This is a genomic window from Arthrobacter sp. SLBN-112 (assembly GCF_006715225.1).
In the GTDB taxonomy this organism is placed as follows: domain Bacteria; phylum Actinomycetota; class Actinomycetes; order Actinomycetales; family Micrococcaceae; genus Arthrobacter.
Genome location: NZ_VFMU01000001.1, coordinates 1,897,443 through 1,924,087, shown reverse-complemented (window position 1 = coordinate 1,924,087; position 26,645 = coordinate 1,897,443). Strand labels below are relative to the sequence as shown.

Genomic DNA, 26,645 nt, shown 5'->3' with positions numbered 1-26,645 from the left:
TGGTGCCGGTCCTTAGTTTTCGAAGTCTTCCAGCGGCGGGCAGGAGCAGATCAGGTTCCGGTCGCCGGCGGCGCCGTCGATCCTGCCCACGGGCGGGAAGTACTTGTCCTGGCGCAGCGAGGCAACGGGGAATACGGCCTGCTCGCGCGGGTACGCGCGGTCCCAGTCGGAGTTGACGACGGCGGCTGCCGTGTGGGGTGCGTTGCGCACCGGTGATGCCTCCAGGGTGAAGTCGCCGCTGGCTACCTGCTGGATCTCGCCGTGGATGGTGATCATGGCCTCGATGAAGCGGTCGATCTCGGCCAGGTCCTCGGACTCGGTGGGCTCCACCATCAGCGTTCCGGCCACGGGGAAGGCCAGGGTGGGGGCGTGGAAGCCGAAGTCGATGAGGCGCTTGGCAACATCCTCAGCCGTCACCCCGGTCCTGGCCGTGAGTTCGCGCAGGTCCAGGATGCACTCGTGGGCCACCAGCCCGCCTTCGCCCGTGTACAGGACCGGGAAGTATTCGTTCAGGCGGGAGGCGACGTAGTTTGCCGCCAGGAGCGCGGACTTGGTGGCCTCGGTCAGGCCCTCACCGCCCATCAGCTTCACGTAGGCCCAGGAAATGGGCAGCACGCCGGCCGAACCGAAGCGGGACGCCGAGATTGCAACGCCGTGCCCGGCTTCGTGCGCAGCCTTGTTCGCATCGCCGGGCATGAACGGGGCCAGGTGTGCCTTCGCTGCAACCGGTCCGACGCCGGGGCCGCCGCCGCCGTGCGGGATGCAGAAGGTCTTGTGCAGGTTCAGGTGGGACACGTCCCCGCCGAACTTGCCCGGCTGGGCCAGCCCGACGAGGGCGTTCAGGTTCGCTCCGTCCACATATACCTGGCCGCCTGCAGCGTGGACGGCGTCGCAGACCTCGCGCACATCGGAGTCGTACACTCCGTGCGTGGACGGGTAGGTGATCATGATTGCCGAGAGGACATCCTTGTGGGCCTCGATCTTGGCCGTGAGGTCATCGTGGTCAATGGTGCCGTCCGCGGCGGTGGCGACGACGACGACCTTCATCCCGGCGAGGACTGCGGAGGCGGCGTTGGTGCCGTGTGCCGAGGCGGGAATCAGGCAGATGTTGCGCTGCTGGTCGCCGCGGGAGTGGTGGTAGCCGCGGATCGCCAGCAGGCCGGCCAGCTCGCCTTGGGAACCGGCGTTGGGCTGGATGGACACCTGGTCGTAGCCGGTGATCGTGGTCAGGTCCGCCTCAAGGTCGGCAATGAGTTCACGCCAGCCTTCGGTCTGGGAGTCCGGGGCGAACGGGTGGATGGAAGCGAACTCGGGCCAGGAGATGGCCTCCATCTCCGCGGTGGCGTTCAGCTTCATGGTGCATGAGCCCAGCGGGATCATGGTGCGGTCCAGCGCCAGGTCCCGGTCCGAGAGCTTGCGGATGTAGCGCAGCAACTGGGTTTCGGACCGGTGCGTGTTAAAGACCGGGTGCTGCAGGAAGTCGGAGGAACGCTCGACGGCGGCCTCCAGACCGAAGCCCTGGTCCTCACCCTGGTGGTCGGCAACCTTGGCGCCAAAGACATCGGCCACCTGGGCGACAATGGCCGGGGTCGTGGTTTCATCGAGGGCGATGCCGACGGTATCGGCGTCGACGCTGCGCAGGTTGATGCCCCGTGCCTCGGCGTCGGCAATAATGCCGGCCGCCCGTCCGGGGACCCGGACGGTCAGGGTATCGAAAAAGCTCTTGTGCAGCACGTCAACGCCGGCAGCGGCAAGCGAGGCCGCCAGGGCACGGGCGTGGCCATGCGCCGTTTCGGCGATCGCCTTCAGTCCGTCCGGGCCGTGGTACACCGCGTACATGGAGGCAACGATGGCCAAGAGCGCCTGGGCGGTGCAGATGTTGGAGGTGGCCTTCTCGCGGCGGATGTGCTGCTCGCGGGTCTGCAGGGCCAGGCGGTAGGCGGGAACGCCGGCGTCGTCCTTGGACACGCCCACCAGGCGGCCGGGAAGCGAGCGCTCCAGGCCCTTGCGGACAGCCATGTAGGCAGCGTGCGGGCCGCCGAAGAACAGCGGAACACCAAAGCGCTGGGCTGAGCCGACCGCGATGTCCGCGCCCTGCTCGCCCGGAGGGGTAATGAGCGTAAGTGCCAGCAGGTCCGCGGCCACGGTAACCAGCGCGCCACGCTCCTTCGCAGCGGCGATGACGCCGGACTGGTCCCAGACCCGGCCGGAAGCGCCGGGCTGCTGCAGCACCACCCCGTTGATGTCACCGTCGGGCAGGCCCTTGGAGAGATCGGCCACCTCCACCTCGAAGCCGAGCGCCTCTGCACGGCCCTTGACGATGGCGATGGTCTGCGGGAGCACGTCGATGTCCAGGACGGTCTTGCCATCGGCCGCGGGCTTGGCCTTGTTGGCGCGGCGCATCAGCAGCACGGCCTCAGCCACCGCGGTTGCTTCGTCGAGCAGCGATGCGTTGGCAATGGGCAGCCCCACGAGGTCCTGCACCATGGTCTGGAAGTTCAGCAGGGCCTCGAGCCGGCCCTGGGAAATCTCGGGCTGGTAAGGGGTGTAGGCGGTGTACCAGGCCGGGGACTCGAGGATGTTGCGGCGGATCACCGGCGGAGTCACGGTATCGGAGTAGCCCTGGCCGATCAGCTGCACGGCCGTCTTGTTCTTCGCGGCCAGCTTCCGCAGCTCGGTGAGGACTTCAACCTCACTGAGGGCGTCCTGCAGGCGAAGCGCGGTGTCCTGGCGGATGACCTTGGGAACGGCCGTATCAACCAGGGAGTCGACCGAGTCGTAGCCTACGGCTTTGAGCATGGTGTCGACGTCGGCCTGGCGGCGCGCGCCGATATGGCGGTCTACGAAAGTGGTGGAGGCTGGGGTAACCGACACGAAGGAACTCCATTTACTCAGGCGGCGAAGGGTACGCCACAGCTATTCGGGTCCCTCCCCGCTCTGTATTGGACCTGAGAGTTTCCGCGTTGCCTGCCTGGACAGGACCCGCTTGCACCGTCGGTGAGCACAACAGTCCTTGCATTCCCAAAGGGTGGTGGACTGCCTGCTGCTTTCCAGAGGTGCCTCGCCGCGGCGGTACAGGGGCCTGCGAGATTCCTGGGGAGGATTTGCTCCAACGGCGCCTGCCTGTACTTCCGGCAGAACTCTCCCGCCGCAGATCAAAGGCTATTCATTTGTCGAACCATGAAGGCCGGTGACAGCCCTCACAACTCTCTATTGTCCTACGCCGCAGCCCCTCGCGGCAAATGACCGGAACTACCTCCGGAGCCGCTCCAAAGCGGCCAGGAGTTCGTCCACGTCGGCAGCCGCTCCCCCTGCCGGGGCGGGGGCAACGGACAGCATGGCGTTGAAGTACAGGCCGTCCCCCATGTAGAGGACTGCCTTGGCCAGGCCCGGGCCAACGTCGGCAGCTATCTCGTCCAGCCAGCGCTGCTGGATGGCCGCGAACCGGCGCCTTGTCTCTTCGTGGGCCACCTCTGCAAGCCGGGTGGCGGCCACGATGGCGCGGTCCAGCGGAGTATCCGCCCAGACAGAGGAACGGATGAAGTATGCCGCGGCACCTTCAGCGGCAGCAGCCATCGCGTCAGCGTCTTCCCGGGCGAGGCCCTCCAGCCGGTCAAGCAGCACGGAGATGAGCGCTTCCTTGTTGGGAAAGTGGTAGAGGAGGCCGCCTTTGGACACCCCCGCCTTGCGGGCCACGGCATCAAGGGTGGCCGCGCGCTCCCCCACGTCGATCAGCAGGGACTCGAAGGCGTCAAGGACCGCGTCACGGGCAACAGGCTTTCGGGGCATGCCTTCCATCATGCCTTCCACGAGGCAGGAAAACGGAAATCGCTACGTTTCCAAACTATACCGTCTGGACGGTATAGTTATTCCCATGACCGCTTCCATCAAGAGTTCTGCGTCCGCGCAGGCGAACAGCACCTCCATTCGCTCGCCGTGGCGGGACTGGCTGGCGCTGGGGCTGCTGATGTTCCCGGTACTGCTGGTGGCGGTGGACAACACGGCGCTGACGTTCGCACTGCCCGCCATCGCACAGGCCTTGGAACCCAGCGGCGTGCAACTGCTCTGGATCGTTGACGCCTACCCACTGGTACTCGCCGGGCTGCTGGTATCAATGGGCAGCCTCGGCGACCGGATTGGGCGGCGGAGGCTGCTGATCCTTGGCAGCATCGGCTTTGCCGGACTATCCGTTGCCACCGCCTTTGCACCAGCGCCGGAGTGGCTCATCGCCGGCCGCGCCGCCCTGGGATTCTTCGGTGCCATGCTGATGCCTTCCACCCTGTCACTGATCCGCAACATCTTCCCGGAGCCCAACCGCCGGAGGCTGGCCGTCGCCATCTGGGCTGCCGGCTTCTCCGGCGGCGCGGCCCTGGGTCCGATCGTCGGCGGATGGCTGGTGGAGCACTTCTGGTGGGGCGCCGTATTCCTGGTGGCGGTCCCGCTCATGCTCCCCCTGCTGGCCTTTGGACCTGCCGTCATTCCCGAATCGAAGGATCCGGGGCCCGGAATAGTGGATATCCCCAGCATCCTGCTCTCCATGCTGGTCATGGTTCCCGTGGTTTACGGCATTAAGGCAATGGCCACCGAAGGTCCGGGCGCAGCCGGTCTGGGCAGCATTGCCTTTGGCCTGGTGATGGGGCTCGTATTCGTGCGGCGGCAGCACCGGCTGAAGCACCCGCTGCTGGACATGTCACTGTTCCGGAACAGGGTGTTCAGCATGGCCATCAGCGCCAACATCCTTGCCCTGTTCTCCTTCAACGGGTTCATCCTGTTCCTTGCCCAGCACCTCCAGCTCCTCGAGGGCATGACCCCGTCCGCGGCGGGTGTTGCCATGATCCCGGCGCTGGCCGCCACGGTGGCGGCCGGGCTGGTGGTGGTGCCGCTGGTCCGCAAGGTCCGTCCCGGCTACGTGGTGGCGGCAGGACTGGCCTTCAGCGCTGCGGGCTACACGATAGTGGCGTTCGGGAACCACGACGGCGGACCCTCGCTGCTGCTGGCGGCGCTCCTGGTCCTGGCACTGGGCGTGGGCACGGCTGAAACCATCTCCAACGACCTCATCCTCGGGTCCGCCCCGCCGGAGAAGTCAGGCGCTGCCGCGGCGATCTCGGAGACAGGCTACGAGGTGGGCTCGCTGCTGGGGACCGCGGTGCTGGGCTCCATCCTGACCGCGTCCTACCAGCAGAACCTGCGGCTGCCCGCGGGACTGGACGGCATGCTGCCCGGATCCACCCTGCACAATGCCCGTGAAACGCTCGCCGGCGCAATTGAAGCAGCAACGTTGGTGCCCGAATCACTGTCGGCAGCCGTCCGAGAGGCTGCGGCGGCAGCGTTTGATTCCGGCGTCCACATCACTGCGGCGATTGGGCTGGTACTGATGGCGACGGCGGCAGTCCTGGCCGCCGTCGTGCTGCGGAAAGTGCCAAAAGCGGCCTAGCAGCCGAGGGTGTGCCGTGTCGGCTGCACAAAGGCGCCCGGCGCCGAGGGAATACCTCGGCGCCGGGCGCCCTTTGGAATGGCAGCGGGCTGCGCGCCCGCGGATCCCGCTACTTGGAGTCGGCGGCAGTTACCTTGGCGGTGGGCTTCATGTTCTCGGCCTGCACCATCCAGGCAAACTGCTCCAGCCGGGCAATGAACTCATGGAGGAGGTCCGCGGAGGTGGGATCCTCCTCATCCACCTCGTCATGGACTTTGCGCATGGTGCCCACGGCGGCCTCCATGGCGGCAACGATCCGCTCAATGGCATCCGTGGTGCTGATCAGCCCGTCAGGGAACTGGGCCAGGCTGGTGGTTTCGGCAACCGTGGAGCTGCGGCCGTCCGGGAGCGCGTGCAGGGCACGCATGCGCTCGGCAGTGTCGTCGGCGAACTGGCGAGCGGCGTCCACGATTTCATCGAGCTGCAGGTGAAGGTCGCGGAAGTTGGTGCCCACGATGTTCCAGTGCGCCTGCTTGCCCTGAACGTGGAGTTCGATCAGGTCCGCCAAGACAGCCTGCAGGTTGTTGGTCAGTGTCGGTGAAGCTTTCATGCATCCTCCTCAAGTGGTCCAATATGGCCGACGCTACCAGCCGCCCGCCACGTGGCGGCAGGGCCAGCGGCAATTTCTCAGTGAGCTTACTAATTTCAGGCAGTCAGTCATAAACGAATGTGATTCATATTGCGTCTTGCATCACAGGGCCCGCACCCCCATACTAAATGAACGCCATTCATATAGTGACTTCCGTCTCACCCCCTTCCAGAAAGTGGTGCCATGACAGAGATAATCCGCACCAGTACCGCCAAACCCGGACCGCACGCCCACGCACCCTCCGCGGACGGCGTCAGCGCCAAGGGACTCAAGGGCGGCCAGCTCGGGCTTCTTGCCGTCGTCGTCCTCGGGATTTCAACCATCGCCCCCGCCTATACCCTCACCAGCGCACTCGGACCCACCGTCAATGAAGCCGGGCTCCAGCTGCCAGTCATCTTCCTGATCGGGTTCATCCCCATGATCCTGGTCTCGCTCGCCTATCGGGAGCTCAACGCCGACTCCCCGGACAGCGGCACAACCTTCACCTGGGTGACCAAAGCCTTCGGGCCCTGGATCGGCTGGATGGGCGGATGGGGCCTGCTGGCCGCCAACATCATCGTGCTCTCCAACCTGGCCGGCGTCGCCGTCGACTTCTTCTACCTCTTCCTGTCCCAGCTCACCGGCTCCCCGGAACTGGCGGACCTGGCCGACAACAAAGCGTTGAACGTCCTTACCTGCTTCGTGTTCGTGGCGCTGGCCGTTTGGGTCAGCTACCGCGGCCTGCACACCACCAAGATGGTTCAGTACAGCCTGGTGGGCTTCCAGCTGCTGGTACTGGGCCTGTTCGTCGCCATGGCCTTCGCCAACTGGTCCACCTCCGAAACGGCAATCCCGTTCAGCTGGGACTGGTTCGACGTCACCAAGATTGAGACCTTCGGCCAGATTGCGGCCGGCATCTCCCTGTCGATCTTCGTGTACTGGGGCTGGGACGTCTGCCTCACCGTCAATGAGGAAACGGCCAACGGCAAGAAGACCGCCGGGGTGGCCGGCACCCTGACCGCCGTCATCGTCCTGGCCATCTACCTGCTGGTCAGCATCGCCACCATGATGTTCGCCGGCGTCGGGGATACCGGCAACGGCCTGAACAACGCCGAAAACCACGAAAACATCTTCACGGCCCTGGCCTCCCCCATCATGGGCCCCTTCGCCATCCTGATGTCCCTCGCCGTGCTCTCCAGCTCAGCGGCCTCCCTCCAGTCCACGTTCATGTCCCCGTCCCGGAGCCTGCTGGCCATGGCGCACTACGGCGCCCTGCCGGAACCGTTCAGCCGCATCAGCAGGAAGTTCGCCACCCCGGGCTTCGCCACCATCGCAGCCGGTGTGATGTCCGCAGGGTTCTACGCAGTGATGCACGTGGTCAGCGAAAACGTCCTGAATGACACCATCCTGGCCCTGGGCCTGATGATCTGCTTCTACTACGGCCTCACCGCGCTGGCCTGCACCTGGTACTTCCGCCACAGCCTGTTCAACAGCATGCGCCACTTCGTCCTGCGGCTGGTTTGCCCGGTGGTGGGCGGCGTGGGGTTGTTCGTGGTGTTCGCCCAGACCGCCGTTGACAGCCTGGCACCGGAGTTCGGCAGCGGTTCCGAGGTCTTCGGCGTGGGCCTGGTGTTCATCCTGGGCGTCGGCATCCTGGCCCTGGGCGCCGTGGTCATGCTGGTCATGTCCCGCACCCACCCCGGCTTCTTCCGCGGCGAAACCTTGAAGCAGGACACCCCCGCGCTGGTGGTCCCGGAGTAGGTCCCACCGCAGAGTCGCCGAACACCGAAAGGTGCCGTGCCCCCATCAGGGGCACGGCACCTTTCGCGCTGTCACCAGTAGTGCGCCACATCGATCACCAGGCGGGAACCCGGTCCGGGCCCATCAAGGGTGAACACCCGGAACGGCAGCCGGGCACGGACGCCCAGGCCCATGGTGGTCTGGCCCTCGAAGCTTCCGGCCCAGGCCACCTGGCGGAAGGTCTGGTAACCCGAAACGTTGGAGAGCTCAGCCGGGTCTCCGGGGGTGTACGTGGGCTGCCCGTTAGTGCCATAGGCCGGGGCCTTGACGACGACCTGCAGCCGGGCGCCGCCCCGCGTGGGCACCACTGCTCCTGAGCCGTCCTGGATTACCTGCCCCACGTAGCGGACGCTGTAGCCGGGTGCGGGCAGGCCGCCCAGGTCGACCACCAGCCGGTCGAAGCAGTAATGCTGCCCGGTCCGGACATTGGTTACGGGCGCACCGCTCATGGCGCCGTCCGACTTCATCAGCGAGCCCCATGTGAGGCCACAGTAGGGCGCCGCAGACGCAGGCGCCGGGACCGCAATTCCCAGCCCCGCAGCCAACAGAACTGCTGCGAGCCAGGTAGGGAACTTCTTCATAGCAGTGCCATCCACGAATCAAAGCCATTGGATGCTTTCAGCGTAGGAGTGTTGGGTCCGGGAAACGAGTGAGCATTTTGATAACGACGGCGTCCGGGGACAAAGCAGCGCCGGCCACCTCGAGGAGGTGGCCGGCGCCGGTAGAAATGATCAGGAGAAAGTTCAGCCTTCGCAGTCGCGGCAGTACTTCAGGCCGTCCTTTTCACGGGCAACCTGTGAGCGGTGGCGGACCAGGAAGCACGACGAGCAGGTGAACTCATCGGACTGTTCGGGAACCACAATGACGGTCAGTTCCTCGTTGGACAGGTCCGCGCCGGGCAGGTCGATACCCTCCGCGGTGTCGTTCTCCTCGACATCGATGACAGCGGTCTGCGCGTTGCCGCTCCGTGACGCCTGGAGGGCCTCGAGAGAGTCGGCGGGCGACTCTTCTTCCTGCTTGCGTGGAGCATCGTAATCGGTAGCCATAGCGTGTTCACTTTCGTTGCTGCGCAGCGCCATTTCAGGCACCTCAGTGCAGCAGTTTAGGGCATTCTCCCGCTACCGGCGCAATAGTGTGGCTAAGCAGACATCATGCCGCTTCCACCCGCTGTTCAGCATGCTCTGACCGGGCATGCTCGGACCGGGCCTGGTCCGCGCCTGCGGACACCCCGCTCAGAGCCGGGAGCCAGCCCCACCGGGTGGCATCGGCGATGGCGCCGGCGGCCGCCGATTCGGAATCGTACGTGAACGTGTCCAGCAGCCAGTCGCGGAGCCGGATGAGCAGGTCAGCCATCATGCCCTGAAACCTACGCAGCGATTGTTGTGGCCAGGTTTCGGCGCGGTCTCCCCCGGATTAAATCCGCTGGCGGCCGGACCTCCGGGCGGGTTGTCCAGGTGGATTCTTCAGGCCGGCGGCGCCGTGCTGCTGCGCAGGACCAGTTCCGGCTGCACTACCAGCGTCCGTGGTCCGTCTGCGCCATCCAATGCCGTGAGCATCATCTGCATGCACCGACGGCCCAGTTCTTCAAAGTCCTGCCGTACCACCGTCAGCGGCGGACTGAAGTAGCCGGCCTCGGGCTGGTCATCGAAGCCCACGACGGACACGTCCTGCGGCACCTTGATGCCGGCCTCGGTCAGGGCGCGCAGGACCCCGAGGGCCATCTGGTCGTTGCCAACAAAGATGGCGGTAGCGCGGCGGGTGGCCGCAATCCGCCGCCCGATTTCATAGCCGCTGCCGGCGCTCCAGTCGCCCTCGATGATCAGGTCCGCCTCGAGCCCGGCCGACGCCAGGGTGGACCGCCAGCCGTCGGCGCGGGCCACAGCATCAATCCAGTCCTGCGGCCCCGCGACGTGACCGATCCGGACGTGCCCCTGCCCTATCAGGTGCCACACCGCCAGCTCGGCCCCGCGGCGCTGGTCCACCCTGACGCCGCCAACTGCGTCATTCCCCTCCGGTCCCACGGCCACCACCGGCACGCCGATGGGAAGTTCGGCCAGCGCGGCCAGCGTCTGAAGGTGCGGAACGATCACCACGATGCCGTCCACCGACTGGTCCAGGAAGTGCCTGACGGCGTCCAGGATGGTCTCCCGGCTGACCTCCCGCAACGCAGCGACGCTGACGAAATACCCTGCGTCCCGTGCAGCGCGTTCCACTCCCAGCAGCGTATTGGCGGGCCCGTACTGTGAAAGTTCGCTGCCCAGGACCCCGATGGTCTGCGAGCGCCGGGTGACCAGGCTCCGGGCGGCGGTGTTGCGGCGGTAGCCCAGCCGGGCAATGGCCGCTTCCACCTTTTCCCGGGTCCCGGCGCTCACGTTGGGGTGGCTGTTGACCACCCGCGACACGGTCTGGTGTGAGACCCCGGCCAGCTCCGCCACGTCCTCAAGCCTCGGCAGCCGGGGTGGCTTGCCGTGCATCACGAGGTTTTTGCCCATGGCAGGGGCCGGGACCTCAGCCGTGCCACTGGGTCAGATCCCGCCGGCGAGTTTGTAGTAGGCGGCGTTCCAGTTCAGGTCCTTCTTGAACTGCCGGATGGTGGTGCCTTCGTCAATGGTGAGCAGTTCTGTTTTGGCGAGTTCCGCGAAGTCCTCGAACACGTCCATGCCCACCTGGGTGGAGAGGACCGTGTGGTGGGCGGCGCCGGCGGTGAGCCAGGCGGCGGCGGAGGTGGCGAAGTCCGGCTTGGGCTCCCACAGGGCGCGGGCCACGGGCAGGTTGGGCAACGGCTGGTCCAGGGGAACGACGTCCACGGCATTGGCCACCAGGCGGAAACGGTCGCGCATGTCAGACAGGGCGACGACGACGCCCGGGGAGGCGTCGGCGTCGAACACCAGGCGGACCGGGTCCTCCTTGCCGCCAATGCCCAGCGGGTGGATTTCCAGGCGGGGCTTCGATGCCGTGAGGGAGGGGCAGACCTCGAGCATGTGGGCGCCCAGGATCTTCTCGGCGCCGGGCTCCAGGTGGTAGGTGTAGTCCTCCATGAGGGAGGCGCCGCCGGGCAGGCCTGCGCCCATCACCTTGGCCGCGCGGATCAGGATGGCGGTCTTCCAGTCGCCTTCGGCGCCGAACCCGTAGCCGGCCGCCATCAGCCGCTGCACCGCCAGGCCGGGAAGCTGGCGCAGGGCACCGAGGTCCTCGAAGGAGGTGGTGAACGCTGCGGAGCCGTTGCCCTCCAGGAAGCTGCGAAGGCCCAGTTCAATCTGGGCGCCGTACCGCAGCGAATCGTGCCTGGCCGCGCCTGCGCGGAGCTCCGGCACCACGTCGTAAAGGTCCTCATATTCGGCCACCAGGGCGTCGACGTCGGACTCTGCCGCGCCGTGCACGGCGTCGGCGAGCTCGTTGACGGACCAGGTGTTGACCGCGACGCCGAAGCGCAGCTCGGCTTCGGTCTTGTCGCCTTCGGTGACGGCAACGTTGCGCATGTTGTCGCCGAAGCGGGTCAGCTTCAGGGTCCGCACGGCGGCCCAGCCGGCGGCGGCGCGCTGCCAGGAACCCACCTGGCGCGCCACCTCAGGATTGGAGACGTGCCCCACGACGGTCTTCCGGGCGATGCCCAGACGGGACTGGATGTACCCGAACTCGCGATCGCCGTGCGCGGCCTGGTTCAGGTTCATGAAGTCGAAGTCGATGTCCGCCCACGGCAGGTCGCGGTTGGCCTGCGTGTGCAGGTGCAGCAGGGGCTTGCGCAGCAGGTCCAGGCCCTGGATCCACATCTTGGCCGGGCTGAACGTGTGCATCCAGGCGGTGACGCCGATGACGGAATCATCCGAGTTGGCCTCAAGGGCGGTGCGGCGGATGGCGTCAGAATCGGTCAGGACCGGCTTCCAGACGATCTTTACCGGGACGGCGGAACTTGCGTTGAGCTGGTTGGCGATCTCCTGCGACTGGGCGGCAACCTGTTTGAGGACTTCCTCCCCGTACAGGTGCTGGCTGCCGGTGAGGAACCAAACCTCGTAACCATCGAGGGAGGTGTTTGCTGCGGTGCTCATGGATTCTCCTGGGAAGTTAAAGGCGACGGCGTTACTGGCCGTAGACGTTCTGGTAGCGGGCGTAGAGGGAGTCGATGGAGCCCTGGTCGATGGGCAGTGGTTCACCCAACTGCCGCGAGATGTGCACGGTGCGGGCCACTTCCTCGCACATCACGGCCGCTTTCACGGCGGACCGGGCGTCCTTGCCGATGGTGAACGGGCCGTGGTTCTGCATCAGGACCGCCGGGGAATTGGAGTTCTTGAGCGTCTCCACGATGCCCTGGCCGATCGAGTCGTCCCCGATCAGCGCGAAGGGACCCACCGGGATGGAGCCGCCGAACTCATCGCCCATCATGGTCAGTACGCACGGGATGGCCTCTCCCCGGGCAGCCCAGGCGGTGGCGTAGGTGGAGTGCGTGTGCACCACTCCACCCACGTCAGGCATGTGGCGGTACACGTAGGCGTGCGCGGCCGTGTCCGACGACGGCGACAGCGCCGGGTTGCCCCAATCGACAGTGCCGCCGCCACCGACGTTGGTGCCCCGCACTGGCGTGCCGTGCAGGTCGGTGACGATCATCTGCTCCGGTGTCAGGTCCTGGTAGGAGACGCCGGAGGGCTTGATGACCATAAGGTCCGTGCCCGGCACGCGGGCCGAGACGTTGCCCGCGGTCCACACCACCAGTTCGTAGCGGGTCAGTTCGGCGTGCAGCGCACACACTTCCTCGCGGACCCGGGCAATGGTCTCCAGGATTCCTGCTTCGGTGCTCATGCGGACACCTCCACGGCCGTTTCGGCTGCAGAACCGGCGCCGGTGCCGGGAAGGACGGTCCGGGCAGCTCTGCGCTGGATGGCCTTGAGCCGGTGCATCACGTCATTGCCGCCGCGGCCGAAGTAGTCGTGCAGGGCCTTGTACTCCTGGAACAGCTCGTCGTAGGCAGCAACGTTTTCGGGGATCGGGGTGTAGACCTCACCGGGTTCGGCGCCCATGGCTGCAGCAGCTTCGCGGATGTCCGCATATTCACCGGCGGCAACGGCCGCGTGGATGGCCGATCCCAGGGCCGGACCCTGCTCCGAGCCGATGGTGGACAACTGCAGGCCGGTGGCGTCAGCGTAAATCTGCATCAGGAGCCTGTTCTTCAGCAGGCCGCCGGCCACGATGAATTCCTTGACCGGAACGCCGGCGTCACGGAAAGCGTCCACAATGGTGCGGGTGCCGAACGCCGTGGCTTCCAGCAGTGCACGGTAGGTGTCCTCGGGCCTGGTGGCGAGGGTCTGGCCCACCACGATGCCGGACAGCTCATGGTCCACCAGGACCGAGCGGTTGCCCGAGTGCCAGTCAAGCGCAACCAGGCCGTGCTCCCCGATGGCCTGCCGCGACGCCAGTTCGGTGAGGTACTCGTGGATCCCCAACCCCGCATCCTTGGCCGCCTGGTGGTATTCGGGCGGGACGCCGAACTTGGTGAACCAGCCGAAGATGTCCCCCACGCCGGACTGCCCTGCCTCATAACCCCACAGCCCGGGCACGATGCCGCCGTCCACCGCCCCGCACATGCCCGGTACTTCATGCAGTTCGGTGCCGTTCATGACATGGCAGGTGGAGGTACCCATGATGGCCACCAGCTGGCCGGACTCCACTGCCTTCGCAGCCGGTGCCGTGACATGGGCGTCAACATTTCCCACGGCCACGGCGATGCCCTCCGGCAGGCCGGTCCAGGCCGCCGCCTCCGCCGTCAAGGTGCCGGCGGCGTCGCCCAGCCGTCCGATGGTGTGCTCAAGTTTGGAACTGACGAAGTCCTTGAATTCCGGATTCAGGGCGGCCAGGAACTCCTCCGATGGGTACCGCCCGTCCTGGTAGATGCCCTTGTAGCCGGCCGTGCAGGCGTTGCGGACGTAGCGGCCGCACAGCTGCCAGACGATCCAGTCGGCCGCCTCCACCCAGTGGTCCATTTCGGCGTACGCCTCCGGGTCCTCTTCCAGCAGCTGCAGGCCCTTGGCGAATTCCCACTCCGAGGAGATCAGGCCCCCGTACCGCGGAAGCCAGTCCTCGCCCCGTTCGGCCGCGAGCCGGTTGATCCGGTCCGCCTGACCCTGGGCGGCGTGGTGCCGCCAGAGCTTTACATAGGCGTGCGGCCGGTTGGCATAGCCCGGCAGTTCGTTCAGGGGGGTGCCGTCGGCTTTGGCGGGCACCATGGTGCAGGCGGTGAAGTCGGTGGCAATGCCAACGACGGCGGCCGGGTCGATCCCCGCGTCAGCCACCGCGGCAGGGACCGCGTTGCGCAGGACGTCCCGGTAGTCGTTGGGCACCTGAAGGGCCCATTCCCCGGGAAGCCGTGCCCCGTCGTCGCCCGCCACGTCTTTGGGCAGGGAGCCGGTCACCACTGCATGGGGATACTCGTGGACGGCGCTGCCAAGCTCCTTGCCGTCGCGGACGCGTACCACCACGGCACGGCCTGAGAGCGTTCCGTAGTCCACCCCAATGACGCAGTGGTCGTGGCGGGGCTCGGAGCTGGAAGTGAACAACGCATCTGGCATGGGGTTGCCTCCATCCGGGAGGCAAGGGCCTCATTACCGGGTTTTGTAGGGTCAGGGTCAAGCTAAGTGCTGCAGCAAGTGTGAACGCTAACAAAGCAGAAGTCAATGAAGTCGAAAGAGTTTCGGGATTTCTGGGAGGAGGCTCTTGTTAGCGTTCACAAATCAGTCTATATTGAACCGACACATCAACAATGTGGCCAGGACCGGGAGCGTCGCCGCTTCCCCGTCCAACAACACTTCGCGGCAATGCTGCCGCGGAAGGAGATAATGGTGAGAATCAAAAAACTCATGGGCGCGGTGGCCCTTGTCCTCGCCCTGACCGTGGGGGCTACCGGTTGTGGCGCCCGTGGCGGAACCAGTGAATCCAGCGGCACGGCGAAGCCGGCCGACTCGCTGGTTGGCATCTCGATGCCCACCCAGACATCCGAACGGTGGATTGCCGACGGCGCCAACGTTGAGAAGTCCCTGAAGGACCTCGGCTACAAGACGGACCTCCAGTTCGCCAATGACGACATTCCAACCCAGGTCTCGCAGATCGAAAACATGCTGACCAAGGGCGCCAAGGCCCTGATCATCGCTGCCATTGACGGCACCACGCTGACCGACGTCCTGGCAAAGGCAAAGGAACAGAACGTCAAGGTGGTCGCCTACGACCGCCTGATCAACGGCACCGCAAACGTGGACTACTACACCACCTTTGACAACTACACCGTGGGCGTCCAGCAGGCCACCTCGCTGCTGACCGGCCTGGGCCTGGTGGACGCGAGCGGCAAGAAAGTGGAGGGCAAGGGCCCCTTCAACATCGAACTTTTCGCCGGAAGCCCGGATGACAACAACGCCAACTTCTTCTGGACCGGCGCCATGGACACCCTCAAGCCGTACATGGACGCCGGCACCCTGAAGGTTCCCAGCGGCCAGACCAAGTTTGAGCAGGCCGCCATCCTTCGCTGGCAGGCACCCGTGGCGCAGAAGCGCATGGAGGACATCATCACCTCCGCCTACAGCTCGGGCACCAAGCTGAACGGCGTCCTTTCGCCGTACGACGGACTGTCCATCGGCATCATCTCCGCCCTCACCAGCACCGGCGGCTACGCCAAGGGAAGCCTGCCGGTGGTCACCGGGCAGGACGCCGAAAAGGGCTCCGTAAAGTCCATCATCGCCGGCGAGCAGTACTCCACCATCTTCAAGGACACCCGCCAGCTCGGCGCGCAGGCCGTCAAGATGGTGGACGCCGTCCTCAAGGGCCAGGAACCTGAAACCAACGACACCAAGACCTACAACAACAAGGTCAAGGTCGTCCCGGCCTTCCTGCTGAAGTCAGTGATCATCACCAAGGACAACTACAAGAAGGAACTGATCGACTCGGGTTACTACAAGGACTCCGACGTCAAGTAGTCAACGTCCGGGGGCTGTGGCCGGACCTCCATCCGGCCACAGCCCCGCCCGCAACCTCCTGCACCAGCAGGAAGGCCAAGCTTCGACCAGTCAGTGGGAATTGACGATGAACACACCCATTCTTCAAATGCGAGGAATCACCAAGACGTTCCCCGGCGTGAAAGCGCTGCAGGACGTCACGCTGGATGTGAACCGTGGAGAGGTCCACGCCATCTGCGGTGAGAACGGAGCCGGCAAATCAACGCTCATGAAAGTGTTGTCCGGCGTCTATCCACACAACACCTTCGACGGGGAAATCCTCTTCGAAAACGAACCCTGCAATTTCTCCAGCATCTCGGACAGCGAGAAGCGGGGCATTGTGATCATCCACCAGGAACTGGCGCTGAGCCCGTACCTCTCCATCGCCGAGAACATCTACCTTGGCAACGAACAGGCCACCAACGGGTGGGTGGACTGGCGTAAGACCAACCTGGAGGCAGCGAAGCTGCTGGCCCGCGTGGGCCTCGACGAAAACCCTGTCACCCCCGTGCAGCACATCAGCGTGGGCAAGCAGCAGCTCGTGGAAATCGCCAAGGCGCTGTCCAAGGAAGTGAAACTGCTCATCCTGGACGAGCCCACGGCCGCCCTCAACGACGAGGATTCCGGCCACCTGCTGGACCTGATCCTCCATCTGAAGGGCCAAGGGGTCACCAGCATCATCATCAGCCACAAACTCAATGAAATCCGCAAGGTGGCCGATGCCGTCACCATCATCCGCGACGGCAAGACCATTGAGACCCTCCGGCTCGATGAAGGCCAGATCACCCAGGAACGGATCATCCGCGGCATGGTGGGCCGGGACCTGGAGAGCCTGTACCCGGACCGCGAGCCGAACATCGGCGAGGAAGTCCTCCGGATCGAAGACTGGTCCGTCCGGCACCCGCAGGACCACAGCCGCATGGTGGTCAGGAACGCCAACCTGCATGTCAGGAAGGGCGAGGTGGTGGGACTTGCCGGGCTGATGGGTGCCGGGCGCACCGAACTTGCCATGAGCGTCTTCGGCCGCACCTACGGGACCGCCATGTCCGGCAAGGTCTATAAGTACGGCGAGGAAATCAACACCGCCACGGTCTCGGACGCCATCAGGCATGGCATTGCCTATGCCACCGAGGACCGCAAGCATTACGGCCTGAACCTCATCGAGGACATCAAGCGCAACATCTCCCTGGCAGCGCTGCGCAAGCTCGCCAAACGCGGCTTCGTGGACAAGAACCAGGAGACCGTGGTGGCCAACGGCTACCGGAAGAGCATGAACATCAAGGCGCCCTCGGTGGCCGCGATCACCGGGAAGCTCTCCGGCGGAAACCAGCAGAAGGTGGTGCTGAGCAAGTGGATGTTCTCGGACCCCGACGTGCTCATCCTCGATGAGCCCACCCGCGGCATCGATGTCGGCGCCAAGTACGAGATCTATACGATCATCGCCAAACTCGCGGCCGAAGGAAAAGCCGTGATCGTCATTTCCTCGGAACTTCCCGAACTCCTGGGCATCTGCGACCGCATCTACACCCTGGCCGCCGGCCACATCACCGGTGAAGTGCCCATTGCCGAGGCCACCCAGGAAACCCTGATGCACTACATGACCAAAGAGAAGGAATAGCGAAATGTCCGCCTTACGAGAATCGCTCGGATTCCTCACAAGCCGCCTCCGTCAGGTTGGCATCTTCGTTGCCCTGATCCTGATCGTCCTGCTGTTCCAGGGGCTGACCGGCGGGATCCTGCTGGAACCGCAGAACGTGACCAACCTGGTGGTCCAGAACAGCTACATCCTCATCCTGGCCATCGGCATGGTGATGGTGATCATCGCCGGGCACATCGACCTTTCCGTCGGGTCAGTCGCCGGGTTCATCGGCGCCGTGGCCGGCGTCATGATCGTGCACTGGGGCTGGCCCTGGTGGGCCGCAATCCCTGCCTGCCTGCTGGTCGGCGCGCTTGTAGGCGCCTGGCAGGGGTACTGGATCGCTTATGTGGGGATTCCCGCCTTCATCGTCACGCTGGCGGGCATGCTGATCTTCCGCGGCCTGACGCTCATCACGCTCAAGAACCAGCAGATCACCCCCTTCCCCGCCGAACTGCGGGCCCTGGGCGGCGGTTTCCTTCCCGACATCTCCGGCGGCACGTCCGTCCTGGAGTGGCTCACCGTCATCCTGGGCGTCGGTGCTACCGCTGCCCTGCTGATCCAGGCCTTCAAGGAGCGGAGGATCCGCAGGAAGTTCGATCTCGAAAGCGAACCCCTGGTTTGGTTTATTATCAAGACCACCTTCACGGCACTGCTCATGCTCATCATCACTTTCCTGCTGGCCTCCTACCGTGGCACGCCGATCGTCCTGGTGGTCCTGGCCGTGCTGGTGATCGCCTACACCGCCCTGATGAACAACAGCGTCTTCGGCCGGCACACGTACGCCATTGGCGGCAACCTCCATGCGGCTGAGCTGTCGGGCATCAAGACCAAGGCCGTCACGTTCCGGCTCTTCGTGAACATGGGCGTGCTCTCCGCACTGGCAGGCCTTGTCTTCACCGCCCGGCTCAACTCGGCGCAGCCCGCCGGTGGCACGGGCTTCGAACTGGACTCCATTGCTGCGGCCTTCATCGGCGGCGCCGCCGTCACCGGCGGCATCGGAACGGTGGCGGGAGCCATGATCGGTGGCCTGATCATGGGCGTGCTCAACAACGGCATGTCCATCCTGGGCCTGGGCACCGACTACCAGCAGCTCATCAAGGGCCTGGTCCTCCTTGTCGCCGTCGGGTTCGATATCTTCAACAAGAACCGCAGCGGAGGCGGCGGTGACCTTGGCAAGCGGTTCAAGCTGAAGACCACACCCCCGCCCGCGGAGGAAAAGCCGACGCCGGCGGCCAGTGAAACGGTGGAGGCAGGCGTTAAGTAGGACGCGCTTTGAAGGCCCTTGGACCCGGATTAATTTCGGGGCCAAGGGCCTTCACGTGCGTCCTGGCTCTTTAAGGCGTTGCGGCCAGTCCCGTGGCAACGTCTGCCGGCGAGCGCCGGCGCCGGCTGAGGAGGATGAAGGGTGCCGCAAGAAGCTGCACCGCGCCGCCCAAGGCCAGTGACGAGGGATATCCGAAGACGTCGGCGGACCTGCCGAGCAGCGGCTGCACCACCACTCCCCCGCTGGATCCCATCAATGAGGCGAAACTCAGGACGGTTGCCCGCTGCTTCGAGCCGATCATGTCATTCAGGTAGGCCTGGCGCACCGGGGTGCCCGCGGAGGCCACCACGGCCCAGAGTGCCAGGAGCACCAGTGCCAGCCAGAAGATGCTGGTGGCCAGGAGCACCACCAGGACCATGGAGCTGGTGACGGTGGAAGCGATCAGCACGGTGGTTCGGCGGCGGACGAGTTTGCGGACCAGCGGGGCCAGCCAGCCGCCTACGATGTCCGCGCCTGCAACGATGGCGGCCGCCAGACCTGCGATGGCGTAGGCCTTGGGGTCTCCGAACAGCTGCAGCAGGTAGGGCTGGAGGGCATAGAAGACATAGAACCCCACGCCTTCGGTGAACGGTGCTGCCAGCATCATGTACCTCACCGGCGGGTTCCGAAGGCCGCCGTCCAGCGATGCCTTGAGGACCGCCCGGGTGGCCTGCACGGGGTGGGCCGAACGCTCCGGCGTGAAGCCGACGTCGTGCATGAGCAGGAAGGCCACCGCGAACATGGCCACCAGCACCCCAACGCGCACCAGGAACGGTACGCCCAGGTTTGTTGCCTGCGCGATCACGCCGCCGGCCACTGAACCGGCCAGCATGGCGATGCCGGAGACCATCTGGCCGCGGCCCAGGACAGCTTCCAGCCCGCCGTCGTAACCGGAAAAGCGCAGGGCGTCCACCAGCCAGGCTTCCACTGCCCCCGAGAAAAAGGTGAAGCCAAGTCCCAGCAGCGCCGAGACCGCGGCCCACCACCAGAACGGCGCGGACAACTGCCACAGCAGGTAATAGAGGTAGGTGGAGGCGGCCAGGGTCACGGTCCCCAGCAGGAAGGATGCACGCCGCCCCCAGCTGTCCGCCACCACCCCGGTGGGCACCTCGAAAAGCACCATCCCTGCCGTGAAGAAGGCATTCGCGGCGAAGGCCTCCAGGTTGGTCAGCCCGGCGTCGAGCAGGAACAGCGTGTTGATCCCCCAAATGAACGATGCCGCAAGGGTGTTGCCCAACGTCAGCGTCAGGTAGACGGTCTGGATCTTCCGTGCTGCGGCGTTCACCGGCGGACGGCGCTCTTGATGCCTGTTCGTGCCACGGCGCGCTCAGGACGGGCTGTAGTTCGGGGGCACTGGGTCATGGCGCAGGTACTGGCGGCGGAAGCGCCCGGTGCCGGCCGTCAGGGCCCGCAGTTCAACCGCGTACCGCAGGAGTTCCTGGTCCGGGACTTCGGCGCTGATCTCCGTGAGCCCCTCGCCGGAGGAGGTGGTGCCGGTGAGGCGTCCCCGCCGGCCGGACAAGTCGCTCATCACCGTCCCCACGTGTTCGTCCGCCACGGTGATGGAGACGGAGGACACCGGTTCCAGCAGCTGGATTTTCCCGGCTGCCGCGGCCTCCCGGAGCGCCAGGGCCCCGGCCGCCTGGAACGCCGCATCCGACGAATCCACGCTGTGGGCCTTGCCGCCCACCAGGGTCACCCGCAGGTCAACCACGGGGAAGCCGGCTGAAACGCCTTTCTCCATCTGGGCCCGGACCCCCTTCTCGATGGACGGGATGAACGTTCCCGGGATGACACCGCCCACCGTCTTGTCCACGAACTCGAACCCGGCGCCACGCTCCAGCGGTTCCACCTCGATGTCGCACACGGCGTACTGGCCGTGGCCGCCGGACTGTTTGACGTGGCGGCCGTGGCCGGAGGCGGCGGCCGCGAAGGTTTCACGCAGCGGCGTCACCACGTCCACGCTGTGCAGTTTCACGCCCTGGTCGCGCAGCCTGTCCAGGACCACCTCCGCATGCGCTTCGCCCATGCACCACAGCACCAGCTGGTGCGTTTCGGCGTTCCTGTCCACCCGCAAGGTGGGATCCCCTGCCGCGATGCGGCCCAGGCTGCGGGCCAATGCGTCCTCATCACTGCGGGAATCGGCTTCCACGGCAACCGGCAGCAGCGGCTCCGGCATCTCCCACGTGGCGAGCAACAGCGGGTTTTCCCGGGCGGAGATGGTGTCCCCCGTTTCGGCGCTGCCCAGCTTTGCCAGGGCGCACATGTCCCCTGCCACGCAGAAGGGAACGGGCCGAAGGGCGGCACCCAGCGGTGAGTAGATGTGGGTCACCCGTTCATCGGTGTCATGGTCCTGGTGGCCCCGGTCCGCCAGGCCGTGGCCACCCACATGGACCGGAGAGTCTTCCCGGAGTGTCCCGGAGAAGACCCGCACCAGGCAGATGCGGCCCAGGAAGGGATCGTTGGACGTGCGCACCACTTCAGCCGCGAGCGGGCCGGACGGATCGCAGGAGAGGCTTCCGGCCGGTTCCCCCGCAAGATCGGTGGTGTCCGGCAGGCTGCGATCCCCGGGCGGTGGAAAGGCGCGGACCAGCAGGTCCAGCAGTTCAGCGGTGCCCAGCCCGGTGACGGCGGATGTGGGCAGCACGGGAAAGAACGAGCCGCGGGCGACGGCGGTTTCCAGGTCGGCTGCCAGCACCGCTGTGTCGATGTCTTCGCCTTCCAGGTACCGGTCCATCAGCGTCTCGTCTTCGCTTTCGGCGATGATGCCCTCAATGAGGTCGCCCCTGGCCGGACCGGCAGCCGCACGTTCATCCGCCGTTGCCGGCCGGACATCAGGGGTTGTATCTCCGGAGGCATAGTCCGTCACTTCCTGCGGCAGCAGGTCCAGCAGGGACAGCGGGCCGGCGGCGTCCTCCCCTGTCCGCACCGGGACGCACAGCGGCAGCACGCCATCACCGAACGCTTTGCGGCAGGCGGCCAGGGCGCCGTCGTAATCTGCCCGCGGGTGGTCCATCCGGGTGATGACGACGGCGCGTGGCAGCTGCATGTGCCCGCACTCGCCCCAGAGTGCGGTGGTGGTGGCGTCGATTCCGTCCACGGCGGAGACGACAAAGAGCGCGGCATCGGAGGCGCGCAGGCCCGCGCGCAGCTCACCAATGAAGTCGGGGTAGCCGGGCGTGTCCAGGAGGTTCACCTTGACGTCATCCAGCATCAGGGGCACCAGGGACAGCGTGACGGACCGCTGCTGGTGCACCGCGGCGGGGTCCGAGTCGCTCACCGTGGATCCGTCGGCGATGGAGCCTTTGCGGGTGATCATGCCGTTGGCCGCCAGCAGGGCCTCGATCAGCATTGTTTTCCCGGCGCCGGAATGCCCTACCAGGGCCACGTTCCGGATCCGCGCCGGGTCCTGGGCTGCGATGCCGGTGGCTTGGTCGGCCCGCTTTGATTCAGGCCCGTTCCTGCCGCCTGCCGCCCGCGCTGACTCCTTGGTGCTCTTCACCGACATTGGAACCTCCTGGCATCATCGCCACCCGACCGGACGTGTCCTCTGATTCGACACCTTGGACGGCGGGACGGCAAGAGCGCAGGCTATTTGCTGCGGGCTTTGCGGGTGGCTGCGTCGTTGGCTTTCTGAATGGCCTTCACCAGCTCGTCCTTGTCCATCTTCGAGCGGCCCTTGACGTCCAGATCCCGGGCCAGTTTGTAGAGGTGGTCCTTGGATGCGTTGGCATCGACACCGCCGGCGGTGGGTTCGGAGGAGCGAAGGCCCTGTTCCGCCCGCTTGTCCGAGGGGCCGCGTTTTTCCTTGGGCTCCCAGTGGTCGCCCACCTTCTCGTAGCTGTGCTTCAGGGACGCGTAGGCTGCGCGGGCCGCCCGTTGCTCGTCCTGGTCGTACGACTCAAGGGCGGAATCGTAGGTCTTGGCGAAGGTGTCCTGCGCCTTTTGCTCTGAACGCCGCAGAGTGGAAGGAAGTTCTTCCTTGCGGGCGTGGTCGTTCTTGCCGGTCTTGGGCATGGCACCCATCCTCCTTTAGTCAGCACGCTGATTATTTGGATGGATCCAGCTTAAACCCGGAGGTTGTATGGAGCCCCCTGTCGGATTCGAACCGACGACCCCCGCTTTACAAGAGCGGTGCTCTGGCCAACTGAGCTAAGGAGGCGCGCCCCTGCGGGCATGCACCGTGAAGGCGCTAGATAAGGTTAGCCCAACTCCCGCCGGGCGTAAAAACGCGGCGGTACGGGCTGCGGAAGCGGCAGGGGCCCGCCCCGGAAACGCTCCGGGACGGGCCCCTACCCTGTCTGGTGGTCCTTAGCCCTTAGCGGCGATGGCTGCCTGCAGGAAGTCCGGGAACGGCGTCTGGGCGCTGTCCCCCTTGCCCCACTGCTTGCCGTCCACGAACACGGTGGGCGTACCGGTGACGCCGATGGCCGACGCTTCCTTCGTGGTGAACTTCACGAACGGGCGGTAGGTCTTGTCGTCCACGCAGGAGTCGATGGTGACGCCCATGTCGGACGCCATCTTCTTCAGGTCGTTATCGGAAAGACCCGCAGTGCCCTCCGCCGGCTGCTTGGCGAACAGTTCGTTGACGAAGTCGGAGTACTTTTCCGGGGATTCGTTGACCACGCAGGCTGCTGCGTTGGCGGCCCGGGATGAATAGTTGGTGGTGGACCGGCTGTCCAGGAACCCCAGGGCCCGGTACTCAACGCTGATTTTGCCTTCGTTGCGCAGCGAGGTGAGCTGTTCGTTGTACTGGGCCTCGAAGTTCTTGCAGACGGGGCAAATAAAGTCGATGTAAAGGACTACCTTGACCGGCTTGCCTGCCTCCGCTTCCGCCCCGGGCGCCACTACCTCGGCCGGCGGCGTCTTCGGGGCCTCCCCCAGGGAGGCGGCGTCGACAGTGGCCGGCTCCGACTTGGCCACGTCCGTGTTGGCCAGCAGGGTGACGCCGCCATGCACGTTGGCGTTGGCCGGAGTGGAACCCTGGTCCGCGATCGGGGCGTTCTGCTTGAGGCTGTTCGTCACCACCAGCGCCACCACCACCAGGATGGCCACGACTGCCGCCACGATGCCCCAGCCGATCAGCAGCTTGTTGCGCTTGTCCTTCTTTAGCTGCGCTTCGCGGATCAGGCGAGCCTTTTCGCGCGCCTCCGCGGTTCGCTCAGCCTTGGACTTACGTACTTCGTTTGCGGGGCTCATGAGTTCCTTGGGTCGGTCGACGTAGGCGGACCACTTCGTGGCACCTCGAACATTTTAGGGGAGAAAGCTGAGAGCTTGGGGTTTCAACTATTCCTCCGGGTTGACCAACGGACGAATAGCCCCGATGATTCCGTCCGGCTAGGGTGGCTTAGAGGCACAAGCAACCCCAGGGGGCAGCAATGCAAACACCCGTCCAGGAAAAACCCGCAGGCAAAGCAACAGCCGGCAGTTCCGGTTCCGGCCACGCGGGCCACACCAAGTATGACTTCATGGTGGTCTCCAACAGGCTGCCCGTAGACCGGGTTGCAGCAGGCGACGGCCCTGACGACGAATCAGGCTGGCGCAGGTCCCCCGGCGGCCTGGTAACCGCCCTTGCCCCGATGATGACCAAGACTGACGGCGCGTGGGTTGGCTGGCACGGGGCACCGGACGAGACCGTGAAGCCGTTCAGCCATGGCGGAATGGACCTTGTCCCCGTCCAGCTCAGCACGGACGACGTGGAGCTGTACTACGAGGGCTTCTCCAACGCCACACTGTGGCCGCTGTACCACGATGTCATCGCTCCGCCGGAGTTCCACCGGACCTGGTGGGACGCCTACCGCAAGGTCAACCGCAGGTTCGCCGACGCCGTCGCGCACCACGCGGACCAGGGCGCCACTGTCTGGGTCCAGGACTACCAGCTGCAGCTGGTCCCCCGGATGCTCCGCGAAGCCCGGCCGGACCTCCGGATCGGGTTCTTCAACCACATCCCGTTCCCGCCGCCGGAAATTTTCGCCCAGCTCCCCTGGCGCCAGGCCATCATCGACGGCCTTCTCGGCGCTGACCTCGTGGGCTTCCAGCGGCCCAGCGACGCGGGAAACTTCATGCGTTCCGCGCGCCGGTTCCTGGGCGCCAGCGTCAAGCAGCAGCAGGTGCACGTCAAGGGCCATGACGGCCGGATCACGCACATCGCCCGGGCGCAGGCCTTCCCCATCTCGATCGACGTCAAGCAGATCAGCGAGCTCGCGTCCAGGCCCGACATCATCGAACGCGCCCGGCAGATCCGGCAGGACCTTGGCAACCCCAAGACCATCCTGCTCGGCGTGGACCGGCTGGATTACACCAAGGGCATCCGCCACCGGCTGAAGGCTTTCGAGGAACTCCTGGCGGACGGCCGCCTCACGGTGGGCGATGCCACCCTTATCCAGGTGGCTTCCCCCAGCCGTGAGCGGGTGGAGCAGTACCGGCTCCTGCGCGAGGAGGTGGAAGGAACCGTGGGCCACATCAACGGCACCTACGACACCCTGGAAAACACCGCCGTCCGCTACCTGCACCACAGCTACCCCGTGGAGGAGATGGTGGCGCTGTACCTGGCCGCGGACGTCATGCTGGTCACCGCGCTGCGGGACGGGATGAACCTGGTGGCCAAGGAGTACGTCACCGCGCGCAACAACAATGATGGCGCGCTGGTCCTGAGCGAGTTCGCGGGCGCCGCGGACCAGCTCAAGCAGGCGCTGCTGATCAACCCGCACGACATCGCAGGCCTCAAGAACGCCATCATGACCGCCGTCGAGCTCAGCCCGCGCGAAGCGTCCCGGCGCATGCGGTCCATGCGCCGGCAGATCCTGGACCACGACGTGGACCATTGGTCAGCCGACTTCCTGCGGGCCCTGGACGAGAAAGTGGTCCGCGATGACTCCTGACGGCCGCACCAAGGCATCTCTGGCGCTCACCCCGGAACTCCGGGAAGCGCTGCACCGGATCGCCGCGACGGAGCACCTGCTCGTGGCCATGGATTTTGATGGCACCATGGCGCCTATCGTGGACCGCGCCCAGGATGCGCGGCCGCTTCCGCGCTCAGCCGCGGCGTTCGCAGGGCTCGCCGTGCTTCCACGCACGACGACGGCACTCATCTCCGGCCGCGCCCTCGCCAGCCTGCGGGAGGCTGCTTCCCCGCCGGTGGACACCCTGCTGATTGGCAGCCACGGCGCGGAGGCCTGGCTGGGGCCGGGTTCCACGGAACTGGCGCTGGACGAGGACCAAAAAGCGCTCCTTGAAGAGGTGCGGGCCGAGTTGGCGGCGATCGTGGCGGAGGCACCGGGCACGTCCTTGGAATACAAGCCCGCCGGCGTCGTCCTGCACACCCGCCAGGCTGAGGACGACGTGGCCGAGGACGCGGTGTCAGCGGCAAGGTCAGTGCTCCAGGACCGCAAGGGTGTCTACCTGAAAGAGGGCAAGCGCGTCCTGGAGACCTCAGTGGTCAATGCCTCCAAGGGCGAAGGCGTCGCCTTCCTGCGGCAGGCCACGGGGGCCACCGCCGTGCTGTTCGCCGGTGACGACGTCACGGACGAGGACGCGTTCAGCCGGCTTGAACCAGGCGATGTGGGGGTCAAGGTAGGCCTGGATTTCACCCAGGCCCAATACCGGGTGGAGGCACCTGTCCACATCGCTGAGTTGCTTGAGGCCCTGCTCCAGGAGCGGAGTTCCGCCGTCGCCGAGGAGGACCCCCAGGCAGCCTCCGGGTAGGCCGTGCCCAGCGGCACATGTGACATCCGTAACATTTGCGATAAAAGAAGCAACTTCTGGCATACTCTTGGGTGTGATGTGACGCACAAGAACCGTGCGGCGTCACGTGGTGCTCCGCGCTTAGCCGCGGAGCATTTTGTGGGAACACAACTGAATAAACATGAACCATTCACAACGGATCGTCCGGC

General features: G+C 65.7%; 21 protein-coding genes, 1 tRNA gene and 1 riboswitch. Of the genes, 7 read left to right on the top strand and 15 right to left on the bottom strand.

Going from position 1 to position 26,645, the window contains the following annotated elements:
* Positions 1–12: 12 nt before the first annotated feature.
* Positions 13–2,874: an aminomethyl-transferring glycine dehydrogenase gene (gene gcvP / locus FBY33_RS08995; protein WP_142030271.1), complete on the bottom strand. Its 2,862-nt coding sequence runs from the start codon at positions 2,872–2,874 to the stop codon at positions 13–15.
* Positions 2,875–3,060: 186 nt separating this feature from the next.
* Positions 3,061–3,158, bottom strand: a riboswitch (glycine riboswitch).
* A 94-nt stretch (positions 3,159–3,252) separates the two neighbouring features.
* Positions 3,253–3,789, bottom strand: coding sequence for a TetR/AcrR family transcriptional regulator (locus tag FBY33_RS08990; protein ID WP_142030270.1), 537 nt, complete (start codon positions 3,787–3,789; stop codon positions 3,253–3,255).
* An 85-nt stretch (positions 3,790–3,874) separates the two neighbouring features.
* Between FBY33_RS08990 and FBY33_RS08985 the strand changes: the two genes are divergently transcribed.
* Complete coding sequence (locus tag FBY33_RS08985; protein ID WP_142030269.1) at positions 3,875–5,434, top strand: MFS transporter; 1,560 nt, start codon at positions 3,875–3,877, stop codon at positions 5,432–5,434.
* A 109-nt stretch (positions 5,435–5,543) separates the two neighbouring features.
* Here FBY33_RS08985 and FBY33_RS08980 read toward each other — a convergent pair whose 3' ends face one another.
* Positions 5,544–6,023, bottom strand: a complete 480-nt coding sequence (locus tag FBY33_RS08980) for a Dps family protein (protein WP_043451386.1) — start codon at positions 6,021–6,023, stop codon at positions 5,544–5,546.
* Between the two features lie 222 nt (positions 6,024–6,245).
* Between FBY33_RS08980 and FBY33_RS08975 the strand changes: the two genes are divergently transcribed.
* Positions 6,246–7,802, top strand: coding sequence for an APC family permease (locus tag FBY33_RS08975; RefSeq protein ID WP_142030268.1), 1,557 nt, complete (start codon positions 6,246–6,248; stop codon positions 7,800–7,802).
* Between the two features lie 71 nt (positions 7,803–7,873).
* Here the strand turns inward: FBY33_RS08975 and FBY33_RS08970 are convergent, their stop codons facing one another.
* The 7 genes from FBY33_RS08970 to araB form a co-directional block, all read right to left on the bottom strand.
* A complete protein-coding gene (locus tag FBY33_RS08970; RefSeq protein WP_142030267.1) occupies positions 7,874–8,422 on the bottom strand; it encodes an AMIN-like domain-containing (lipo)protein in 549 nt (182 codons plus the stop codon).
* A gap of 162 nt (positions 8,423–8,584) precedes the next feature.
* On the bottom strand, positions 8,585–8,887 hold the full coding sequence (locus FBY33_RS08965) for a DUF4193 domain-containing protein (RefSeq protein WP_142030266.1): 303 nt from the start codon (positions 8,885–8,887) through the stop codon (positions 8,585–8,587).
* 103 nt (positions 8,888–8,990) lie between these two features.
* Positions 8,991–9,197 (bottom strand): hypothetical protein, encoded by a 207-nt coding sequence (locus FBY33_RS08960; RefSeq protein WP_142030265.1) that lies wholly within the window; start codon positions 9,195–9,197, stop codon positions 8,991–8,993.
* Between the two features lie 107 nt (positions 9,198–9,304).
* On the bottom strand, positions 9,305–10,333 hold the full coding sequence (locus tag FBY33_RS08955; RefSeq protein ID WP_235010495.1) for a LacI family DNA-binding transcriptional regulator: 1,029 nt from the start codon (positions 10,331–10,333) through the stop codon (positions 9,305–9,307).
* Between the two features lie 33 nt (positions 10,334–10,366).
* Positions 10,367–11,887: an L-arabinose isomerase gene (gene araA / locus FBY33_RS08950; RefSeq protein ID WP_142030264.1), complete on the bottom strand. Its 1,521-nt coding sequence runs from the start codon at positions 11,885–11,887 to the stop codon at positions 10,367–10,369.
* Between the two features lie 31 nt (positions 11,888–11,918).
* Positions 11,919–12,635 (bottom strand): L-ribulose-5-phosphate 4-epimerase, encoded by a 717-nt coding sequence (locus tag FBY33_RS08945; RefSeq protein WP_142030263.1) that lies wholly within the window; start codon positions 12,633–12,635, stop codon positions 11,919–11,921.
* Positions 12,632–14,398, bottom strand: coding sequence for a ribulokinase (araB, locus tag FBY33_RS08940; RefSeq protein ID WP_142030262.1), 1,767 nt, complete (start codon positions 14,396–14,398; stop codon positions 12,632–12,634). Before araB ends, FBY33_RS08945 begins: the two co-directional genes overlap by 4 nt.
* 267 nt (positions 14,399–14,665) lie before the next feature.
* Between araB and chvE the strand changes: the two genes are divergently transcribed.
* The 3 genes from chvE to mmsB all read left to right on the top strand — a co-directional run bounded on the left by chvE (position 14,666) and on the right by mmsB (position 18,714).
* The gene (chvE, locus tag FBY33_RS08935) at positions 14,666–15,793 is read left to right on the top strand and encodes a multiple monosaccharide ABC transporter substrate-binding protein (RefSeq protein WP_442858325.1); all 1,128 of its coding nucleotides are present in this window, start codon (positions 14,666–14,668) and stop codon (positions 15,791–15,793) included.
* Positions 15,794–15,899: 106 nt separating this feature from the next.
* Positions 15,900–17,429 carry a multiple monosaccharide ABC transporter ATP-binding protein gene (gene mmsA / locus FBY33_RS08930; protein WP_142030260.1) on the top strand — a complete coding sequence of 510 codons (1,530 nt, stop codon included), beginning with the start codon at positions 15,900–15,902 and terminating at the stop codon, positions 17,427–17,429.
* Between the two features lie 4 nt (positions 17,430–17,433).
* Positions 17,434–18,714 carry a multiple monosaccharide ABC transporter permease gene (gene mmsB / locus FBY33_RS08925; RefSeq protein ID WP_142030259.1) on the top strand — a complete coding sequence of 427 codons (1,281 nt, stop codon included), beginning with the start codon at positions 17,434–17,436 and terminating at the stop codon, positions 18,712–18,714.
* Between the two features lie 70 nt (positions 18,715–18,784).
* Here the strand turns inward: mmsB and FBY33_RS08920 are convergent, their stop codons facing one another.
* From FBY33_RS08920 to FBY33_RS08900, 5 genes are all read right to left on the bottom strand, one after another.
* Positions 18,785–20,038: an MFS transporter gene (locus tag FBY33_RS08920; RefSeq protein WP_142030258.1), complete on the bottom strand. Its 1,254-nt coding sequence runs from the start codon at positions 20,036–20,038 to the stop codon at positions 18,785–18,787.
* A gap of 42 nt (positions 20,039–20,080) precedes the next feature.
* Entirely contained in the window at positions 20,081–22,261 is a 2,181-nt protein-coding gene (locus FBY33_RS08915; RefSeq protein ID WP_142030257.1) for an elongation factor G-like protein EF-G2, read from the bottom strand.
* An 83-nt stretch (positions 22,262–22,344) separates the two neighbouring features.
* Positions 22,345–22,770 (bottom strand): ChaB family protein, encoded by a 426-nt coding sequence (locus FBY33_RS08910; RefSeq protein WP_142030256.1) that lies wholly within the window; start codon positions 22,768–22,770, stop codon positions 22,345–22,347.
* 68 nt (positions 22,771–22,838) lie between these two features.
* Positions 22,839–22,915: transfer RNA gene (locus FBY33_RS08905), tRNA-Thr, on the bottom strand.
* A gap of 149 nt (positions 22,916–23,064) precedes the next feature.
* Complete coding sequence (locus FBY33_RS08900; RefSeq protein WP_142030255.1) at positions 23,065–23,952, bottom strand: DsbA family protein; 888 nt, start codon at positions 23,950–23,952, stop codon at positions 23,065–23,067.
* Between the two features lie 179 nt (positions 23,953–24,131).
* Between FBY33_RS08900 and FBY33_RS08895 the strand changes: the two genes are divergently transcribed.
* Together FBY33_RS08895 and otsB are read left to right on the top strand one after the other, a co-directional pair.
* A complete protein-coding gene (locus FBY33_RS08895; RefSeq protein ID WP_142030254.1) occupies positions 24,132–25,634 on the top strand; it encodes an alpha,alpha-trehalose-phosphate synthase (UDP-forming) in 1,503 nt (500 codons plus the stop codon).
* On the top strand, positions 25,624–26,457 hold the full coding sequence (gene otsB, locus FBY33_RS08890) for a trehalose-phosphatase (protein ID WP_142030253.1): 834 nt from the start codon (positions 25,624–25,626) through the stop codon (positions 26,455–26,457). Before FBY33_RS08895 ends, otsB begins: the two co-directional genes overlap by 11 nt.
* The last annotated feature ends 188 nt before the right edge of the window (positions 26,458–26,645 follow it).

Excerpts from the sequence above, each read along its gene's own strand:
- FBY33_RS08990 (WP_142030270.1), bottom strand. The coding sequence starts at position 3,789 with ATGCCCCGAAAGCCTGTTGCCCGTGACGCGGTCCTTGACGCCTTCGAG.
- FBY33_RS08985 (WP_142030269.1), top strand. The coding sequence starts at position 3,875 with ATGACCGCTTCCATCAAGAGTTCTGCGTCCGCGCAGGCGAACAGCACC.
- FBY33_RS08980 (WP_043451386.1), bottom strand. The coding sequence starts at position 6,023 with ATGAAAGCTTCACCGACACTGACCAACAACCTGCAGGCTGTCTTGGCG.
- FBY33_RS08975 (WP_142030268.1), top strand. The coding sequence starts at position 6,246 with ATGACAGAGATAATCCGCACCAGTACCGCCAAACCCGGACCGCACGCC.
- FBY33_RS08970 (WP_142030267.1), bottom strand. The coding sequence starts at position 8,422 with ATGAAGAAGTTCCCTACCTGGCTCGCAGCAGTTCTGTTGGCTGCGGGG.
- FBY33_RS08965 (WP_142030266.1), bottom strand. The coding sequence starts at position 8,887 with ATGGCTACCGATTACGATGCTCCACGCAAGCAGGAAGAAGAGTCGCCC.
- FBY33_RS08960 (WP_142030265.1), bottom strand. The coding sequence starts at position 9,197 with ATGATGGCTGACCTGCTCATCCGGCTCCGCGACTGGCTGCTGGACACG.
- FBY33_RS08955 (WP_235010495.1), bottom strand. The coding sequence starts at position 10,333 with ATGGGCAAAAACCTCGTGATGCACGGCAAGCCACCCCGGCTGCCGAGG.
- araA (WP_142030264.1), bottom strand. The coding sequence starts at position 11,887 with ATGAGCACCGCAGCAAACACCTCCCTCGATGGTTACGAGGTTTGGTTC.
- FBY33_RS08945 (WP_142030263.1), bottom strand. The coding sequence starts at position 12,635 with ATGAGCACCGAAGCAGGAATCCTGGAGACCATTGCCCGGGTCCGCGAG.
- araB (WP_142030262.1), bottom strand. The coding sequence starts at position 14,398 with ATGCCAGATGCGTTGTTCACTTCCAGCTCCGAGCCCCGCCACGACCAC.
- chvE (WP_442858325.1), top strand. The coding sequence starts at position 14,666 with ATGGTGAGAATCAAAAAACTCATGGGCGCGGTGGCCCTTGTCCTCGCC.
- mmsA (WP_142030260.1), top strand. The coding sequence starts at position 15,900 with ATGAACACACCCATTCTTCAAATGCGAGGAATCACCAAGACGTTCCCC.
- mmsB (WP_142030259.1), top strand. The coding sequence starts at position 17,434 with ATGTCCGCCTTACGAGAATCGCTCGGATTCCTCACAAGCCGCCTCCGT.
- FBY33_RS08915 (WP_142030257.1), bottom strand. The coding sequence starts at position 22,261 with ATGTCGGTGAAGAGCACCAAGGAGTCAGCGCGGGCGGCAGGCGGCAGG.
- FBY33_RS08910 (WP_142030256.1), bottom strand. The coding sequence starts at position 22,770 with ATGCCCAAGACCGGCAAGAACGACCACGCCCGCAAGGAAGAACTTCCT.
- FBY33_RS08900 (WP_142030255.1), bottom strand. The coding sequence starts at position 23,952 with ATGAGCCCCGCAAACGAAGTACGTAAGTCCAAGGCTGAGCGAACCGCG.
- FBY33_RS08895 (WP_142030254.1), top strand. The coding sequence starts at position 24,132 with ATGCAAACACCCGTCCAGGAAAAACCCGCAGGCAAAGCAACAGCCGGC.
- otsB (WP_142030253.1), top strand. The coding sequence starts at position 25,624 with ATGACTCCTGACGGCCGCACCAAGGCATCTCTGGCGCTCACCCCGGAA.